Below are 18582 nucleotides of genomic sequence, written 5' to 3'. Positions count from 1 at the left end.
TCGTAGGCCGGGCTTAAGCCCGGCCTACCCCTGAATGCCCCGCGAGTTTCCCAGATGATCGAACTTCAAGACGCGACCAAACGGGTCGGCAACGTCATCCATATCAAGCCAACAAACCTGACGCTGCAAACCGGCCATTTCAACGTGCTATTGGGCGCGACAGGTTCCGGAAAAACGTCACTGATCAAGATGATGGCCGGGTTGGACCCGATCGCCTCGGGCAAGGTCCTGATGGACGGGCAGGACGTGACACGGTTGAACACGCAAAAGCGGCAGATCAGCCTGGTGCACCAGTTCTTCGTGAACTACCCGCATATGACCGTATTCGACAATATCGCCTCGCCTCTGCGCGTGGCTGGCATGGCCAAGTCCGAGATCGATGGCCGCGTGGAAGAGGCCGCCGATCTGCTGCAATTGCGCCCCATGCTCCACCGCCGCCCGCATGAGCTGTCGGGCGGGCAACAACAGCGAACCGCGCTGGCGCGTGCCATTGCAAAAGAAAGCCGCGCCGTCTTCCTTGATGAGCCGCTGGCGAATCTTGATTATAAACTGCGCGAAGAGTTGCGCGAACAACTGCCCGACCTGTTCGCTGGTCGCGGGGCCGTCGTTGTCTACGCCACCTCGGAGCCTGAAGAGGCATTGCTGCTGGGGGGCTACACCGCGCTGATGGAAGACGGCCGCGTGACCCAATTCGGCCCAACCACCGACATCTACCGTAATCCGGAAAACATTGCCGCGGCGCGTGTATTCTCGGACCCGCCTATCAATGTGGCTCGTATCACCGTTGCCAGCGCCCGGGCGCAATTGGCAGGCAATGTCGGCTGGGCTGTCTCGGACATGGCCGATGGGGAATATATGGTCGCCGTGCGCCCTCATCGCGTGACGCCATTTCGTACGTCTGACGCCGACGTCGAACTGACCGGACGTGTGATCGTGACCGAACTGTCAGGTTCGGATTCCAGCGCGCATTTCCAACATGGTGATGAAGCCTGGGTTTCACTCGCCGCCGGTGTGCATCCCTATCAGGTCGGCGAAGATCACAGTTTCTATATGAACCCGGCGCATTGCCGGTACTTCAGCCAAGACGGCAAAAGGGTGGCCTGACATGGCACAGATCAAGCTTTCAAACCTCCGACACAGCTATTTGCCATCGCCAAAAGGCCCCGAGGACTATGCGCTGAAGGAAATCGACGTCACGTGGCGCGATGGCGGGGCCTATGCGCTGTTGGGGCCATCAGGTTGTGGCAAGTCCACGCTGCTGAACATCATATCCGGTCTTCTTACCCCCTCGGAAGGCCGGATACTGTTCGATGATCAAGACGTCACAGCCCTGTCCCCGGACCAACGCAACATCGCGCAGGTTTTCCAATTTCCGGTGATCTACGACACGATGACCGTGGGCGAGAACCTGGCCTTCCCGTTGAAGAACCGGGGTGTTGATCCCGCGACAATCAAGCGCCGTGTTCTGGAAATCGCCGCGATGCTGGATGTTACGGATATGCTGAACACCCGCGCATCGGGCCTGAGCCCGGACAACAAACAGAAGATCTCGATGGGTCGCGGCCTTGTTCGCGACGACGTGAATGCGGTGATGTTCGATGAACCGCTGACCGTGATCGACCCGCACCTGAAATGGAAACTGCGATCCAAGCTGAAAGAGCTGCACCAGCGCGTGCAGGCCACAATGATCTACGTGACACACGACCAGACCGAGGCGCTGACCTTCGCCGACGAGGTGGTGGTAATGCAAGACGGTGAAGTGGTTCAGATCGGAACGCCGGTCGAACTGTTTGAACGGCCGCAGCACACATTTGTCGGCCATTTCATCGGCTCGCCGGGTATGAATGTCCTTCCGTGTGAAGCCAAAGGCGACCGCGCCGTATTTGAAGGGCACGAGGTCATGCTGGAAGGTCCCACACACGGTGACGGCGGCCGCACCGATTTGGGTATCCGCCCGGAATATGTAGGTTTCGGCGACACTGGCATTCCGGCACATGTGACCAAGGTCGCCGATATCGGCCGCCACTATGTGGTCAGCGCCGTGGTCGGCAACATCGCCCTCAAGGTCGTGACCGAACACAGTGTACCGGAACCGGGATCACAGGTCTTTTTGCAATTCAAACCCGAACAATCCCGCGTCTACCGCGACGGCTGGATCGCAACTCAGGAGCGGGTGCAATGAGAACGGAAAACCAAAAGGCGTGGTTCTTTGTCCTGCCCGTACTTGCGCTGGTAGCGTTCAACGCGCTGGTGCCTATGATGACGGTGGTCAACTACTCGGTGCAGGAAACCTTCGGCAACAACCAGTTCTTCTGGGAAGGACTGGGCTGGTTCGAACAGATCCTGCGATCCGACCGGTTTCAGGCAGCACTTGGACGGCAGTTTCTGTTCACCTTCCTGATCCTAATCATCGAGGTACCGCTGGGCATCATCGTCGCCCTGTCGATGCCGCGCAAAGGCTTTTGGGTGCCTGTCTGTCTGGTGCTGATGGCCTTGCCGATGCTGATCCCTTGGAACGTTGTAGGGTCGATGTGGAACATCTTCACCCTGCCCAAGATTGGATTGCTGGGATATTTCCTGAATGACGTGCTAGGCATCAACTATGACATGACGCAACAGCCGCTTTCGGCCTGGATCACCGTCATCGTCATGGATGTGTGGCACTGGACGTCGCTGGTCGTGCTGCTGTGCTATGCGGGCCTCGTATCAATCCCCGACGCCTATTATCAGGCCGCCAAGATCGACGGCGCCAGCCCGTGGTCGGTGTTCCGCTATATCCAGCTGCCAAAGATGAAGACGGTTCTGACCATCGCGGTTCTGCTGCGGTTCATGGACAGCTTCAATATCTATACCGAGCCTTTTGTTCTGACCGGGGGCGGTCCCGGCAACTCGACCACCCTGCTGTCGATTGACCTTGTGAAGATCGCGCTGGGGCAGTTCGACCTTGGCCCGGCGGCAGCGATGAGCCTGATTTATTTCGCCATCACGCTGCTGGTGTCGTGGCTCTTCTACACTCTGATGACAAAGGACGACGCAGAATGAAAAAGCGGTCCATCATCCCGATCCTCTATATCGCGTTCCTGATGCTTCCGATCTATTGGCTGGTGGCGATGTCCTTCAAGACCACGAACGAGATCCTGTCGGGCTTTTCCTTGTTTCCCCAGACTTTTACGCTGGAAAACTATATCACCATCTTCACTGACCCGACGTGGTACTGGGGTTACATCAACTCGATTACCTATGTAACTCTGAACACAGTGCTTTCCGTCTGCGTTGCCCTGCCTGCGGCTTATGCGTTCTCACGCTATCGGTTCCTCGGCGACAAGCAGCTGTTCTTCTGGCTGTTGACCAACCGCATGGCCCCGGCGGCCGTGTTCGCCCTGCCATTCTTCCAGCTATATTCGTCGATCCACCTTTTCGACACCTATCTGGCCGTGGCTTTGGCCCATACGCTGTTCAACGTGCCGCTGGCGGTGTGGATTCTGGAAGGGTTCATGCGTGGTATCCCAAAGGAGCTCGATGAAACCGCATATGTGGATGGATATTCGTTCCCGCGCTTCTTCGTGACAATCTTCCTGCCCAACATCAAGGCAGGTGTCGGTGTCGCGGCGTTCTTCTGCTTCATGTTCTCATGGGTTGAAATGCTGCTGGCTAAGACCCTGACAGCGGTTGAAGCCAAACCCATCGCTGCCGTGATGACCCGCACAGCATCCAGTGCCGGGTACGAATTGGGTCTGCTGGCCGCCGCGGGCACCCTGACCATCATCCCCGGTGCCATCGTCATCTGGTTTGTTCGCAACTACATCGCGCGTGGCTTCGCGATGGGACGAGTGTGAGGTTCGACATGCGAAAACTGCTTCTCACCCTCCCCTTCGTGCCCTCAGCAGCCTTTGCCCAGGCCAAGGCCGGATGGGGCAATGTCGGACAGGAGGCCGAAAAAGGGTTCTCGTGGACGGACCCCTTGTGGCCCGATTTCTGGATGGCATGGACACCTGCCACGCTGGCCGTGTTTGTCGGCATCTTCTCGGCCATAGCATGCATTGGCCTGCTGGAAGGTTTCAAGTTCCGCGACGGGATTGAACGACGCGGGGTTCTGGGGCTGACAACCACGCTAGGGGATCGCCTGTTCATAACCCTTCTGGGGTCCGCGTACATTTTCCTGGCGTGGCTTGGATTGGTCGGGCAACCGGTCTGGACACCGCTATTCCTGTCGATTGGCTGGGGCGTTTTTGTGTTCTGGAAAGTTTAGACTTTGAGAAATCGCGAAAGGATGCTTGTCTGTCAGGCATAATAACCATGACGACACCGAGACCGATGCGAAAGAAAAAGACGACAAATCTGCTGACCGAGGTCGAACTGGAGTTCATGAACGAGCTCTGGGCCCTCGGGCAAGGCTCGGTGCGTGATGTCCTGGACCGCCTGCCGTCAGAACGCAACCTGGCCTATACATCCGGGGCCACGATCCTGCGCATTCTGGACGAGAAGGGTTTTGTGGAAAGCCAGAAGTCGGGAAAAACCCTGATCTATACTCCGCTTCTGGAAAAGGACAGATATCAGGCCCGTTCGCTGCAAAATCTGTCGCGCACGCTTTTTGACGACACCCCCGCCACACTGGTGGCGCGGCTGGTCGACGACGCGGGGCTGAGCGAAGCCGACCTGGAGGAAATTCGAGCACTGGTAGAGAGGAGACTGCAAAATGACAGCGGTTAGACCGGTTCTCGACGCATTCATCGAACTCAACATCGTGCTGGCCTTTTCGGCGGTCATCTGGCTGATGACCCGCACGGCCCTAAGCCGCACCGCCCTGCGCAATGGCTATGTTGTACAGTTGCGGGCCCTCAAGACCCTGTGCATCTGCGTCCTTGCCAGCCCGTTTCTGGCGGTTGGCGTTTCGTCGCTGGCGACTTACGCATGGCCGGGCAGTGCCGTGGCCCTTGGCGATATCGCTGTTGCGGCCTATCTGCGCGGTGACATCGCAATGCCTGCCACGCAGTTCGAAGCACTGCTGAACACTCGCGAAAGGTGGGTAGATCTTGCATTGACGGGACAGCAACCTGTGATCACCCTCGTTGCCGCCATACTTGCCTGTGTCGCAGCCATGTACGCCGCGCGTGCCTTGCGGGACGCAATGGCGATCCGTCAGACTGTCAATTCCAGTTTTCTTTGGCGGCGGTCTGCCAAGGTGGATATTCGCCTGTCCGATCGCATCACCGTGCCGTTCGCCGTGCGCGGACTTCGCCGCCGCCACGTCGTTCTGCCTAGCCATTTGCTGGACACCCCGCGAGAGTTGCGTTTTGCGCTCGCTCACGAGTTTCAGCATATCCGTACTGGTGATGTGGAATGGGAACTGGGGTTTGAGCTGCTGCGTCCGCTTTTGTTCTGGAACCCTGCCTACCTGATGCTCAAGTATCAATTCGGCCGGCTGCGCGAGTTGGCCTGTGACCAGTCGGTTGTTGCGCGCAAACGGATTGATGCGCGGGAATACACGGCGTGCCTGCTGGACTATTGCGCCCGGACAATCTCAACCAACAGCCCACGCGTTCTGAATGTTGCTTTTGTGACAGGCGGCAAGGCAAAGCGCGTACTGCGGCAACGTGTAATCGCACTGACCGATGTTCAGCCTTCGGTCCCCGCCTTGCCGGCATTGTTCCTCGGCATGACGCTGATCTTTGGCGCCCTTTTGGCTCTGGGGTCGGCCTCAATCCAGCAGACACGGGATTGGAGCCATGACCGCCTGATGCTGTCAACGGTGGTCAACTTGGAACGACTGGAGGCGCGCAATCAGGGGAACTGACCTGATCGCTTACCAGCCGCGACGCCCGAACAGCGAGTGAAGTCGCCCCTGATCGGTAAAAGGCTCGGGCGATTGCACGCGTTCCAGCCGCGCAACAACGCGCGCGACAAGAACCCATCCTATGACAGCAAAGATGACGCCCCCAAAAGCCTGCCCCAACAGAACGCCCGACGCCCCGGCGATTTGTGAGCCAATTGTGGCAAACACCCATGTGCCAATGGTGTGACGACCCCAGTTTATCCACGTGGAATAGACCGGATGGCCTAGATTGTTGAAACTGGCATTTGTCACAAAAATCACACCGTTGAAGAAAGAAGCCAATGCCAGCGGGCCACAGAACAAGTAAATTAGTACGCGCGTTTCCCCCTGGGCTGCGAACAAATTTGCAATTGGGGACCGCAGCAAAAACAAAATAGCCGACATGCAAAGTACATAGATTGCGGTGAACTTGATCCCGGCCAGAAACGCAGTGCGCACGCGATCAAATTTTTCTGCCCCGAAATTCTGCCCGATGATTGGCCCTATCGCGCCGGACAGCGCAAAGATGACCGAAAACGCCACCGGCAACAGCCTCCCGATCACCGCCATGCCCGCAACTGCATCCGTTCCGAACTGCGCGATTTCCCGAACAACGATGGCATTCCCGATCGGCGTGGCGACGTTCGTCAGAACAGCAGGGATTGCGATGGCCCGCACGGGCCGAAAATCCTGTGCCACCTGTTTCATCGATGGGCGTGCAAACCCCTGATGCACCCGCAGCGCGGGCCATAAGGCTGCGCCCAACATACATAGCCGCGCCAGAACTGAGGCTATCGCGGCCCCATCCAACCCCAGTCCAACGGCAAATATCAAAATCGGGTCAAGAACTGCATTCACAACGCCGCCGTAAATCGTTGCCATCATTGATCGGCGCGCATCGCCGTGGGCGCGCAGCACAGCCATCGCCGCCATCGCAATCGACATCACCCACATAGTCGGCAGAATGATAGAGACATAGCGCGTCGCCAGCCGCAAAACCTCGCCCTTTGCGCCAAGCAGCGACAGCAGAAAGCTGACGTACAGCAGCACCAAAACTGAGGTTACCAACCCGACGATCAGCCCCAGCACGGCGACACTGGACGCGTATTGCCTTGCCTGTTCGACCCGCCCGCCGCCCAACTCACGCGCGACCAGCGCCCCGGCAGAAATCGACAGACCGATATTGATGGCGTTCGTAAAAAACAGCAGCGTCCCGGCATAACCTACCGCTGCGGCCAGCGCGTCGTTGCCCAGCATCGAGATAAAGACCATATCGACAAAATCGACAGCAAAGATCGCCATCAATCCGATGCTCGTGGTCAGCGACATGCGCGTCACATGTAGCATCAGGTTGCCGCTTAGAAAGATTGCCTTACCTGATGATTTTTCCACCAATACTCTGGTCGTCCCACCTGCGCGACCCAGACGGGCCCATGATGCCACTGCGTTCGACAAGGGAAAGCCCCGGGCAACGCCTAAGTAAACTCACGCGTTTCCGGGGCTTTGTACACCGATTATTTTGAGTTCTGGCTGAGCCGGCCGGAATTACACAAAGCGGTTCACGTAATTCTCAAGCACTTCCTGACGCCCCGAGCGCGGCTGAGGATTGAGGTCTTCGGCAAGCACCCGTGCCGCAATCTCGTCGAGGTCGGAATTCAGCATCGCCTGAGCCTTGGGCGTTTTCCAGCCTGCATACCGGTCGGCCAGTGCCTGTTCCAGCCCACCATCTTCAAGCATAGCGGCTGCTGCTTTCAGGCCCCGGGCACAGATATCCATCCCGCCCACATGCGCAGCGATCAGGTCTTCGGCGTCGATGGATTGCCTGCGAAGTTTAGCGTCGAAGTTCGTGCCACCCGTGGTAAACCCGCCCGCTTTCAGGATGTGGTAATAAGCCAGCGCAACCTCGGGTGTGTTGTTGGGGAACTGATCCGTATCCCACCCGGACTGGTAATCGTTCCGGTTCATATCGATGGACCCAAGCATACCCTCAGCCGCGGCAACAGCGATCTCATGTTCAAAACTGTGTCCTGCCAGGATTGCGTGCCCTTGTTCCAGGTTCAGCTTTACCTCATCCTCAAGGCCGTACTTGCGCAGGAAACCGATGCAGGTTGCCGCATCGAAATCATATTGATGCTTGGACGGCTCCTGCGGTTTGGGTTCTACAAGGATCGTGCCTTTGAAGCCGATCTTGTGCTTGTACTCGACCACCATGTTCAGGAACCGGCCCATATGATCCAGTTCGGCCTTCATGTCGGTATTGAGCAGCGTCTCGTAGCCCTCGCGCCCACCCCAAAGCACATAGTTTTCGCCGCCCAGCTTGTGGGTCGCGTCCAAACAGGATTTCACCGTGGCGGCGGCAAATGCAAAGACATCTGGGTCGGGGTTGGTACTGGCACCCCCCATCCAGCGACGGTGGCTGAACATATTGGCTGTGCCCCACAACAGCCTGGTGCCAGACACCTGCATCTTTTCACCGATATAGTCAGTGATCTCATTCAGCGTTCGCAGGTTTTCTGCAAAATTGCCCTGTTCGGGACGGATATCCGCGTCATGCCAGCAGAAATAGGGCTGACCAATGATCTCGAACATCTCAAAGGCAACATCGGCCTTCATTTTGGCGCGGCCCATGTCATCTTGCGGATGCCATGGACGTTCAAAAGTCGAGCCGCCAAACGGATCCCCGCCTTCCCAGGCGAACGAGTGCCACCACGCCACGGCAAAACGCAGGTGATCCTCCATACGCTTACCCATCACGATCTCGTCCGGGTTGTAGTGACGGAATGCGAGCGGGTTCTTACTGTTCTCGCCCTCGAATTGGACCTGCTCGATCCCCTGAAAGAAACCGCTCGTCATCTCGTTTACCTCATTCCGTCTTTTCGCCAGGCTTTTTGCCCAGAATGATCATCGACAGCAGATCGTCGTCCGTGACATCGGCGATGTCGACAGTGCCAACCAGTTGCCCGTTTTTCATGACCGAAGCCCGGTCGCACAACTCCATCACTGCATGCACGTCGTGGTCGATCAGGAATATCCCGATCCCCTGCGCCTTGAGCTGTTGGATCAGGTCCGCCACCATCTGTGTTTCGTGCGGGCCAAGCGCGGCTGTGGGCTCGTCCATGATCAGGATGCGCGCATTGAAATATACCGCACGCGCTATGGCCACCGACTGCCGCTGACCACCGGATAGCGCCGAGACCGGGTCGTTGAACTTCTGAAAGTTCGGGTTCAGCTGTGCCATGATCTTGCGGCATTCGGCCTCCATCGCGGCATCGTTGACCAACCCGAAAGGCGTGACCATCTCCCGCCCCAGGAAAAGGTTCGAACTTGCATCCAGATTGTCCGCCAAGGCTAACGTCTGATAGATCGTCTCGATATTGTTGGCACGCGCATCGCGGGGGTTGTTGATCTCAACCTTCTTGCCGTCGATCAGGATCTCTCCGTGGTCCTTCTGATAGGCACCCGAAAGCACCTTGATCAGCGTAGATTTACCGGCCCCGTTGTGGCCCAGAAGACCCACAACCTCGCCCGGGTACAAGTCGACCGAGACACGGTCCACCGCCTTGATGCCGCCGAACGAAATCGAGATATCGCGCATTTCGACAAGAGGAGGCTGGCCGGACCCTCGGCCCGAAGTTTGGTTCTGTGTTTCTTGTGCTTGCATCATTTCGCTCCCAGACGTTTGCGATAGACGATGTCGATATAGACGGCCAAAACCAGAACGGTGCCCACGACGATGTTCTGAAACGGTGCGTCCACGCCAACCATAGCCATGCCCGATTGAAGCGCCTGCATGATCAGCGCGCCAAGGATCGCGCCGTAGATCGTACCGATACCACCGGACAGCGCCGTGCCGCCGATTACGGCCGCAGCAATCACGCGCAGCTCATCCAATGTGCCGATATCGTTCGAGTGGTTGGCCAGGCGGGCCGAAGCCACGACCGCCGACAGCGCACACAGGAACCCCATCAGGGCAAAGATCTTGACGGTCATCATGCGAGTGTTGATGCCCGACAGTTCCGCCGCATCCGGGTTGCCCCCCGTGGCAAAGATATAGCGGCCAAAGCGGGTTTTGCGGGCCACAACAGTCAAGGTTACCGCAACAAGGATCAGGATCAGAACCGAGATCGGGATACCATAACCCACAACAAGCCCCTCAGGCAGGGCCTCGCCGCGCGCTTCGAACATACGTTCCAGCCTGCGGGTGGGAATCGAGTAGCTGTTGACGATCAAGACATAGCCCATAATGGCGATGCCAATGATCCCCGCCAATGTAGTTTCAGCCCAAACCGGTTTCACAGGAAACCCATGGGCAGCCTTGGAGCGTCGACCGCTCCACAACGCCCAAACCGCAATAGCGGTGGCGGCAAGGCCGAACAGAAGGCTGACCGTTGTTCCCAATGTCCCGTTGGTTCCGCCAAATATCAGGAAGGTGCTGTCCAGCGGGCCGATAGTCTGGCCATCGGTCATGTACCAGGCGACGTTGCGCCAGACCAGAAAACCGCCAAGCGTCACGATAAAGGCCGGTATGGTCAGATAGCCTACCATCCAACCGTGGAATGCGCCGATCAAGGTTCCGACTGCGAGGCCAACAACAAGGGTGATTGCCCAAGTCGCCGGGTGATTTAAACCTAACCCCAGCACGTTCGGCAGAAGTTCGGTCTGTGTCATCGCCATGACGGCGGATGTGGTCGCCAGCAGCGCGCCGACCGAAAGATCAATGTGGCGCATCACGATAATGAACACCATACCGCAGGCCATTATCGCGACCGAGACGGTCTGGATCGACAGGTTGAACAGGTTTCTGGGCGTCAGAAAACGGCCATCCGTTACGATGTTGAAGCCGATGCACAGGATGATGAAGGCGCCGATCATGCCCAATAGCCGCATGTCCAGTTCCAGTTGCTGGAACAGGTTGGCCTTTGCTTTTTGGGGTACCGGCTGAGACGAAGTTTCGGTCATATCCGATCTTTCATGTTCAGCTATGGTCTCTGGCCCGGCCTTGCGGGCCAGAGACGTTATGGTTTGGAGACTTGACTTAGTTGCAGGGTGCAGGGCCGTTTTCGACGCCCTGGCACAGGTCTTCCAGCGGAATCCAGCCAGCATCGACCACAACGGAAAGGTTGTCTTTTGTGATCGGCACAGGCGCCAGGAAGACAGACGTCATCTCAGTCCCACCGGGCGAAGTCCAGCTGACCGCGCCTTCGACGTCCGCCGCAGCCGTTCCACCGCTCAGCGCGACCGCGATTTCACCTGCGGCCTTGCCCAGCTCACGTGCGTCTTTCCAGACCGAAACGGTTTGCGTGCCTTTGGCCACCCGGTTCAGCGCCGCATGGTCGCCATCCTGACCCGACACCGGAATGCCGTCCATACCTTGTGCGGTCAGTGCAGCAACTACACCGCCTGCGGTTCCGTCATTTGACGCGACCACAGCATCAACTTTGTTTTCGTTGGCGGTCAGGATCTGTTCCATGTTGCGCTGCGCGTTCGCAGGCAGCCAGCCGTCGGTATAGGCTTCGCCAACGATCACAATGTCACCACTGTCAACAGCACCCTGAATGATCTCCTGTTGACCACCGCGCAGGAAATCCGCGTTCGGGTCGGTGGGCGAGCCCTTGATCATCACATAGTTGCCCTTGGGCATGGCGTCGAACACCGCACGCGCCTGCATACGACCGACTTCGACATTGTCAAAGGTCAGGTAGAAGGCCCGATCATCTTCGATCAGACGGTCATATGCGATGACTGGGATACCTTCGTCGGCCGCTGCCTGAACAGCCGGTCCGATGGCCTGGGAATCCTGCGCCAGAATGATCAGCGCATCAACGCCCTGGGCGATCAGACTTTCAATATCCGACAACTGCTTGGCCGACGACGATTGCGCATCTGCCGAAATATACTCGGCACCGCCCGCCTCAAGCGCGGCTTTGATTGCCGCTTCATCGGTTTTCCAGCGCTCTTCCTGGAAGTTCGACCAGCTGACACCGACCGTGGTTTCTGCAAACGCAACCGTCCCCATCAGGACAGCCACAGCAGAAGCGCTGAGAATTCGTTTCATGATTTCCTCCCGGTTTATCGAGCCATCGCTTCATGATTCGTGGCTCTCACAATTCTGAGTATCATATTTATTTCAGTCAGTAAAATATTTATGCTACCGGAAAGAAGAAAAACCGCTTACGCTTAGGAAATCACCAGATTCGTGAGGGCAGGATGCTGAAAAGCAAGGTTTCTTCAAACGCTACGGATCAACGAAACATCACCCGTTTGCGTGTACTGGAACAAATCCGGTCGACCGGCGCGATATCGCGGATCGACATTGCAAGCGCGCTTGAGACCAGCCCAGCGACAGTGACGGCGGCAACGTCAGATCTGCTTTCAGCTGGTCTGATTCAGGAAATCGAAAGCGAAACACCGTCAAAATCCGCGCGCCGCGGCAGACCACGTGTGCTGCTGAAGCTGCATGGCGGATGTCACCTGATTGCCGGTGTAAAAGTGGCCCGGCACCAGATTTCAGTCATCTTGGTCGATTTTGAAGGCACCGAGATCACCTCTTACACTCATCCGCTGGAGGAGGCCCGGATGGCCCCGGAGGCGTTTGCAAAAAAGATATGCGCGGCGCTGGAACAGGCCTGCGTCTCTGCAAGCAAGTCCCTGACAGACGTCTCCGGCGTCTGCATAGGCATTGCCGGATTGGTCGACGCAGAGCGGAACTTTGTACATTGGTCATCTTCGCTGACAGTGCGCAACGTGGATCTGAGCCCGCTTCTGTCTCAAGTGCTCCCCTGCCCCGCGTTCATCGAGAATGACGCTAATCTGGTTGCAAAGGCCGAACAGCTTTTCGGGCTTGGCAAAGGGTTGAAGAACTTTCTGGTTGTCACGATAGAACACGGCATTGGTCTGGGCATTGTGTTGGATGGCAAGCTATATCGCGGCGAGCGCGGCTGCGGTGCGGAATTCGGGCATGTCAAAGTTCAGCTGGATGGCGCGTTATGTCAGTGCGGGCAGCGCGGATGCCTTGAAGCTTATGTTGGGGAATATGCCCTGATCCGCGAGGCAACCATTGCCAGCCAGGCTACTGACCCGCACACTCTTGCTGATATTCACGCAGCTGCCCAATCCGGTGATGCCCGGTCCATTTCCGTTTTGTCGCGCGCTGGTCAGATGTTTGGAATGGGGCTTTCCAACCTGATCAATCTGTTCGATCCGGAATGTATCATCCTGTCCGGCACCCGAGGCAGCTTTGAATACCTGCATTCCGACGCAGTGATGACCCGCATCAATAACGGTGTTGTCAGCGTTGACGCGCCGCTGCCTGAAATCAACGTAAACCATTGGGGGGATTCAATGTGGGCAAAAGGGGCGGCGGCCTATGGGATCGAACAAGTCTCGATTTTGAAAGTCAGGGAACTGGCGGAAAATGCGAGTTGAACTGACGATCCTGCTAGCGACAGCGTCTGCCGCCTTGGCTGACATCAGCCTGCCACAGTTTCACAGCATCGACGTCCCCAGCCATGTTTACGACGGCGGGTGGGAGCACTTCGTCGGCGGAGGCGTTGCCGTTTTTGACTGCAACGGCGATGATCGGCCCGAGCTGTTTGCCGCAGGAGGAACTAATCCGGCTCAATTGTTTGTCAACACATCAGGACCCAATGTCAGTTTTCGGTCAGAAACGCCAAGCGCACTGTCTCTGACCGGCGTGACCGGCGCTTACCCACTGGATATCGATGGAGACGGGTTTGTGGACCTGGCAGTATTGCGCGTTGGTGAAGACGTTTTGTTGCGTGGCAAACCAAATTGCGCATTCGAACCGTTCACCTCGTTGAATTTCCAGTCTCAGGATCACTGGACCACCGGATTCTCCGCCACCTGGGAAAGCGGTCAAACCCTGCCGACACTGGCTTTTGGAACATATGTCGACCGAACCAACCCCGATGGCCCGTTTGAAGCCTGCGGGCCGACGCTTTTGTATCGCCCCGAAGGGGCGGCCTATGGCCCACCTCTCCACCTGGTACCGGGACATTGTTCCTTGTCCATTCTGTTTTCCGACTGGGCGCGCACCGGGCGCGCGGATCTGCGTGTCAGTAACGACCGACATTACTATGTGCGCGGCGGGCAAGAGCAGCTTTGGGCTATGGAAGACACGCCACGCCTTTACGCGCCGGAAGATGGGTGGCTGCCCTATTCGATCTGGGGCATGGGGATTGCATCAAGGGATATATCAGGGGACGGCTTCCCGGATGTTTACCTGACCTCGATGGGGGACCAGAAGTTTCAGATCTTTGATACCACTGCCGAGGGGCCGACATGGCGCGACGCGACTTATGACCGGGGAACAACGGCGCACAGGCCGCATGTTGGTGGCGATGGCCGTCCCTCAACCGGCTGGCATGCGCAGTTCGGCGACGTCAATAACGACGGGCGCGACGACATATTTGTCGCCAAGGGCAATGTCGAACAGATGCCCGACGCGGCGCAAACCGACCCCAACAACCTGTTGCTGCAATCCGCAAATGATCAGTTTTTCGAAGCTGCCTCAGCGGCGGGTGTTGCCTCTATGGGCAAGTCTCGCGGTGGAGCTCTGGCGGACCTGAACGGGGATGGATCGCTTGATCTGGTCGTGGTCAATCGCGGGTCAGCGCTTGAAGTATTTCAGAACGAACAACAACTTGGAAACTGGGTTCAGGTTGATCTTGGCCAGGATCGTTCCAACCGCGCAGCTGTTGGCAGCTTCATCGAGGTCAAAACCGCCGACGGAATTCAAACACGGGAAGTGACCATTGGCGGCGGTCACGCAAGCGGCATCTCAGGGCTTCATCACTTTGGCCTGGGCAACGCGGACGAACTGGCGCTGCGGGTTATCTGGCCAGACGGCACAGTTGGTGATTGGCAGCCCTTCAGAAGCAATCAGGTGCTTCGCATCGACCGCTGATCATTGATCAACAGGCAAACCGCTGGGCACATGCGCAGGCACACCCAGCCGGACTGCCGGGTCTTCCAGTGTGCTGAGGAAACTCAGAATGGCGTTCACCTCGTCATCACTCAGGCTGATTGGGGCCAGTTCATTCGACGCTGCAATCGCCTCGATCAACGTGGGGTCGAGCAAGGCTTTTTGATCTTCCGCGCCCGGAAACTCTGGCAACGCTGCTTTTTCGATCGAGTAGCTGCGCAAAGCTGCAACCGGATCCAGATGATGACGGACAACATCTTCAAGCCGCGCGTAGGCTCCGTTGTGACCATAGGGTGCCGTCAGGGTTACATTACGCAAGGATGGCGTGCGAAATGTGAAGGCGTCATCCGCATTGCCCGTCACACGCAATCGCCCGTCATCGCGAACATGGTTCTCGAACCGGGCGGCTTTTCCCGGCCCGATTTGCGGCATGGCGATAGAATGAAACCCATGATCCGTCTGGAACCAGCCGGAATGGCAGGTGCTGCACCCGGCCTTGCCGTAAAAAAGGTCGAGCCCCATTTGCGCCTGCTCGGGCAGCACCTCTTTTCCTTGCAGCGCACGATCAAACAGGCTGTTGTCAGCGCGCCATTCAAAAGCGATGAAATCAGCAATGATATTGGCGATTGCGGTAAAAGTGATCTCTTCTCCGGGCGCGAGCTGGTCAAAGCGTGTCCTGTATTCCGGGATTGCGGCAACACGCGCCGCGATAAGATCCCATGCGCCATCCTTTTGGGTCAGCAAACCAAGACGTACGGCTTTGCTCACTTCGTTTTCCGAATAGTGGCCCGCCATTTCGTCAGCCGACAAGACCGGGAACATCGCTTGCGCGGCCAGTGCAGATTGGAAGCCCGGCCTCATATCTGTGCCCAAGGGCGTTCTGAACCCGTCAGGCTGTGACGGGTCTGCCTCAAGACGCCCGTCATGAAAGAAGGTGGTGAATTCCAGCGCCCCAAGGTTCCACAGCCCCGGTGCATTTCGGGGAATGCGCTGCTCGGGCATGTTTTCCTGATCAAGCCTGCGCGCTGCCCCCAGCCCCACACCGCCTTCACCGATACCCAGAGACAGCGCGTCTGACGTTCCCAGTTTCGGATGATGACAAGTGGCGCAGCTGATGTTTTTGTTCCCCGACAGGATCGGGTCGTAAAACAGCAACTGTCCCAGTTCGACCTTGGCAAGGTCCGGTTCTACAAATTGAGGAAGCGGCCCGAGGTCCTGCGCCTGCGCCGCCGACAGTGTCACGCAAAAGGCCAGAGCATACACCGATATCCCAACTCTCATACCTGATCCCCTGAGATTTCCAACGTCAGAACTTGTTTATAGGGTTTGTCCGGAGAATAGATGACGGACGGAAACAAGGGGTGGTTCACAGCGTCCGTGTAACCGGAAGGCTCAATGCAAAGCCCTGCGCATGGCGTGAAAGGATCAGACAGGTGCGCGGCGGAATAGACCTGCGCGCCGGGCTGATCAGAGTAAACATTCATGCGCAAACCTGACGGTGTTTCAACCGTTGCAACCGGTCGATTTGATTTGCCCGCCTCTTCAAACACGAAGTAGTGGTCAAGGCCACGCCCCTCATCACCGATAACGAGCACGGATGAGAAATCCAGCCCTTGGTTTTCGATCTCATTCACGACGCCTGTCGGAATGGAGCTGTCGTCCAGTTCCAGTACCCGCTTTGAATTCAGGGCCAACCGGCTGTCAAGAATACCGCTTTGGCGCCCAAGAGTATAGTAATTGTGCTGCGCAATGCTGATCGGCGTAGGCCGGTCCGGCCATGCGGTGATCGTGTAAGTCAGCCGTGGAAAAGCCAGCTTGACATGAATCTCGAACCTGATTTCTCCGGGAAAACCATCATCGCCGTCAGGTGACGTCAAGGAAAGAACCGCACGGTTCGGCTTAGTCTTCCTGATAATCCAGTGGCTGCGCGACAGCCCGAGCGCACCGCCATGCAGCGTGTTTTCCCCCTCATTCGCTGTCAGGCGATAAGCGGCATCCTGCATTTTAAACTTTGCGCCACCGATCCGATTGGCGACGCGACCCACGATTGCACCCAGATAATATGGGTCCGTCAGATATTCCTGCGGGTTTGGATAGCCCAGGATCAAGGGCGTTTCACCGATCCACCAACCTTGTGTGATCGCCCCATAGCTCAGCAGGGAAACCGACATCGCACCATCTTCCAGAACAACCTGTTCGATGGGTAGGGAAGTGACGCCCTTCATCATGGCGCAGACAAGGGGGATAGTGCCGCATAAAACTGGCGGTATCTTTGATATTCAGCCTCATAGGCGTCGAATAACCCCGCGCGCGGCTGAACAATTTCAGAGATTTCTGGCGATGTCATGAGTTCCGCCGGGTCTGCATCTTTTACTGCACAGGCAGCAAGGCGTGCCGCGCCTATGGCGGCTCCGAATTCACTGCCTTTAGGCAAGGCAAGCGGGATGTTCAGAACAGTTGCCAGCGTCTCGACCCAGAAACGGGATCGTGCGCCCCCACCGACGACCATCAGGCTTTCAGGCTTGGTTCCCGTGCTCCTGAGGGCCTCAAGGCAATCTCGCAGCGCGAACGAGACACCTTCCATCACGGACTGTGCAAGATCCTCTGGATCCGACGCAATATCCAGCCCCATAAACGCCCCCCGGATAGCGCTGTCATTATGAGGGGTACGTTCCCCCGACAGATATGGCAGGAACTTGGTCTTCGACGGCCCGGTGACGGTATCCGGCAACGCCGATGCGAGTGCACCAACGGATTGGCCGAGGTTCCGGGACAGCCAGTTCAGACTGTTGGTCGCCGACAGGATGACACCCATTTGAATCCAGTGGTCCGGCACCGCGTGGCAGAAGCAGTGAACCGCCGTTTCCGGTGCGGGCGCGTAACTGTCCTTGGCAACCAGCAGCACACCCGACGTTCCCAGCGATAGAAAACCGCTGCCTTCGGCGATACTTCCTATACCACAGGCAGCCGCGGCGTTGTCGCCTGCCCCGCCCGCAACGACTACGGGTCCGGTCAGGCCCCAGTGCTGCAATATCTCCGCCCTCAGCTCGCCCCCGACGGCGCTGCCTTCGACCAGTTCGGGCATCTGATCCCGGCGCATGTGGCTGAGCTCAAGCGCTGTTTCCGACCATTTCCGACGTCCGACGTCCAACCACGCTGTACCCGCGCTGTCGGACATTTCACTTATGTATTCTCCGGTCAGCCAGAAGCGTAAATAGTCTTTGGGGAGCAAGACTTTGGAGGTTTTTTCAAAAACGTCAGGTTCATGCCTGCGCATCCATTCCAGCTTGGGCGCAGTGAAGCCGGGAAAAACGATGTTTCCGGTGATCGATCGCATCGCGGAAAGCGCATCCAGTTCGGCAGCTTCACGGGCAGACCTTGTGTCGTTCCAAAGGACACAGGGCCTCAATACGCTACCATTTCGGTCCAGAAGCGTTGCGCCATGCATATGCCCGCTCAGACCTATGCCCCGCACTGCCGAAAACGCAGCGCTGTTTTGCCCCTGCAACTGGGCAACGACCTTTTGACACGCTTCAACCCAATCCGCAGGTTCCTGCTCTGACCAGCCCGGATGCGGTGTCGATGTGTTCACGCTCGCTTCGGCCTCGGCAACGACGTCACCGTCTTCACTGACCACAATTCCCCGAAGACCTGACGTCCCCAAATCAAGACCGAGATACACCTGCTCCTCCCATTTGTAAGCCGCAATACTGAGGCAACAGAAACCCAGTTTTGCAAAGGCATCAGGTTTCACTGGCACAGTTTGCGCTAACATCACAAGGTGAAACAAGACAAGGAATATAAAAATGATGTCGTCCTGGACAGC

General features: G+C 57.4%; 17 protein-coding genes. 9 read left to right on the top strand and 8 right to left on the bottom strand.

Annotation, left to right across the window (positions count from 1 at the left end; translation table 11 throughout):
* Positions 1-54 precede the first annotated feature (54 nt).
* The 7 genes from ACR0ID_RS04605 to ACR0ID_RS04575 all read left to right on the top strand — a co-directional run bounded on the left by ACR0ID_RS04605 (position 55) and on the right by ACR0ID_RS04575 (position 5794).
* Entirely contained in the window at positions 55-1104 is a 1050-nt protein-coding gene (locus ACR0ID_RS04605; protein ID WP_480476376.1) for an ABC transporter ATP-binding protein, read from the top strand.
* Between the two features lies 1 nt (position 1105).
* Positions 1106-2182 (top strand): ABC transporter ATP-binding protein, encoded by a 1077-nt coding sequence (locus tag ACR0ID_RS04600; protein WP_480604086.1) that lies wholly within the window; start codon positions 1106-1108, stop codon positions 2180-2182.
* Positions 2179-3042: a carbohydrate ABC transporter permease gene (locus ACR0ID_RS04595; RefSeq protein WP_480493503.1), complete on the top strand. Its 864-nt coding sequence runs from the start codon at positions 2179-2181 to the stop codon at positions 3040-3042. The genes ACR0ID_RS04600 and ACR0ID_RS04595 overlap by 4 nt, the downstream gene beginning before the upstream one ends.
* Positions 3039-3836, top strand: coding sequence for a carbohydrate ABC transporter permease (locus tag ACR0ID_RS04590; protein WP_155139158.1), 798 nt, complete (start codon positions 3039-3041; stop codon positions 3834-3836). The genes ACR0ID_RS04595 and ACR0ID_RS04590 overlap by 4 nt, the downstream gene beginning before the upstream one ends.
* A gap of 8 nt (positions 3837-3844) precedes the next feature.
* Complete coding sequence (locus tag ACR0ID_RS04585; RefSeq protein ID WP_480604084.1) at positions 3845-4249, top strand: DUF2160 domain-containing protein; 405 nt, start codon at positions 3845-3847, stop codon at positions 4247-4249.
* A gap of 65 nt (positions 4250-4314) precedes the next feature.
* Entirely contained in the window at positions 4315-4710 is a 396-nt protein-coding gene (locus tag ACR0ID_RS04580) for a BlaI/MecI/CopY family transcriptional regulator (RefSeq protein WP_480476368.1), read from the top strand.
* Positions 4697-5794 carry a M56 family metallopeptidase gene (locus tag ACR0ID_RS04575; RefSeq protein WP_480604082.1) on the top strand — a complete coding sequence of 366 codons (1098 nt, stop codon included), beginning with the start codon at positions 4697-4699 and terminating at the stop codon, positions 5792-5794. Before ACR0ID_RS04580 ends, ACR0ID_RS04575 begins: the two co-directional genes overlap by 14 nt.
* Positions 5795-5803: 9 nt before the next feature.
* Here ACR0ID_RS04575 and ACR0ID_RS04570 read toward each other — a convergent pair whose 3' ends face one another.
* The 5 genes from ACR0ID_RS04570 to xylF form a co-directional block, all read right to left on the bottom strand.
* Positions 5804-7141 carry an MATE family efflux transporter gene (locus tag ACR0ID_RS04570; RefSeq protein ID WP_480604080.1) on the bottom strand — a complete coding sequence of 446 codons (1338 nt, stop codon included), beginning with the start codon at positions 7139-7141 and terminating at the stop codon, positions 5804-5806.
* A gap of 216 nt (positions 7142-7357) precedes the next feature.
* Positions 7358-8665: a xylose isomerase gene (xylA, locus tag ACR0ID_RS04565; protein ID WP_480604078.1), complete on the bottom strand. Its 1308-nt coding sequence runs from the start codon at positions 8663-8665 to the stop codon at positions 7358-7360.
* Positions 8666-8675: 10 nt separating this feature from the next.
* Positions 8676-9473, bottom strand: coding sequence for an ATP-binding cassette domain-containing protein (locus tag ACR0ID_RS04560; RefSeq protein ID WP_209504341.1), 798 nt, complete (start codon positions 9471-9473; stop codon positions 8676-8678).
* Positions 9473-10771, bottom strand: coding sequence for a sugar ABC transporter permease (locus ACR0ID_RS04555; protein ID WP_480493509.1), 1299 nt, complete (start codon positions 10769-10771; stop codon positions 9473-9475). The genes ACR0ID_RS04560 and ACR0ID_RS04555 overlap by 1 nt, the downstream gene beginning before the upstream one ends.
* Before the next feature lie 76 nt (positions 10772-10847).
* Positions 10848-11867, bottom strand: coding sequence for a D-xylose ABC transporter substrate-binding protein (xylF, locus tag ACR0ID_RS04550; protein ID WP_267364640.1), 1020 nt, complete (start codon positions 11865-11867; stop codon positions 10848-10850).
* A 152-nt stretch (positions 11868-12019) separates the two neighbouring features.
* Between xylF and ACR0ID_RS04545 the strand changes: the two genes are divergently transcribed.
* A complete protein-coding gene (locus tag ACR0ID_RS04545; RefSeq protein WP_480493513.1) occupies positions 12020-13237 on the top strand; it encodes an ROK family transcriptional regulator in 1218 nt (405 codons plus the stop codon).
* Positions 13227-14738 (top strand): CRTAC1 family protein, encoded by a 1512-nt coding sequence (locus tag ACR0ID_RS04540; protein WP_480604075.1) that lies wholly within the window; start codon positions 13227-13229, stop codon positions 14736-14738. Before ACR0ID_RS04545 ends, ACR0ID_RS04540 begins: the two co-directional genes overlap by 11 nt.
* On the opposite strand, the gene ACR0ID_RS04535 is transcribed toward ACR0ID_RS04540, so the two are convergent.
* Genes ACR0ID_RS04535 through xylB form a run of 3 tightly spaced genes read right to left on the bottom strand, consistent with a single transcriptional unit; the run spans position 14739 to position 18438 of the window.
* Positions 14739-16037 (bottom strand): cytochrome-c peroxidase, encoded by a 1299-nt coding sequence (locus tag ACR0ID_RS04535; RefSeq protein WP_480604073.1) that lies wholly within the window; start codon positions 16035-16037, stop codon positions 14739-14741.
* Entirely contained in the window at positions 16034-16981 is a 948-nt protein-coding gene (locus tag ACR0ID_RS04530) for an aldose epimerase family protein (protein WP_480604071.1), read from the bottom strand. The genes ACR0ID_RS04535 and ACR0ID_RS04530 overlap by 4 nt, the downstream gene beginning before the upstream one ends.
* Positions 16981-18438 carry a xylulokinase gene (gene xylB / locus ACR0ID_RS04525; RefSeq protein WP_480554612.1) on the bottom strand — a complete coding sequence of 486 codons (1458 nt, stop codon included), beginning with the start codon at positions 18436-18438 and terminating at the stop codon, positions 16981-16983. Before xylB ends, ACR0ID_RS04530 begins: the two co-directional genes overlap by 1 nt.
* Positions 18439-18582: the final 144 nt, after the last annotated feature.

Source organism: Ruegeria sp. AL2 (genome assembly GCF_056540845.1).
This window is presented reverse-complemented; position numbering and strand designations above follow the sequence as displayed.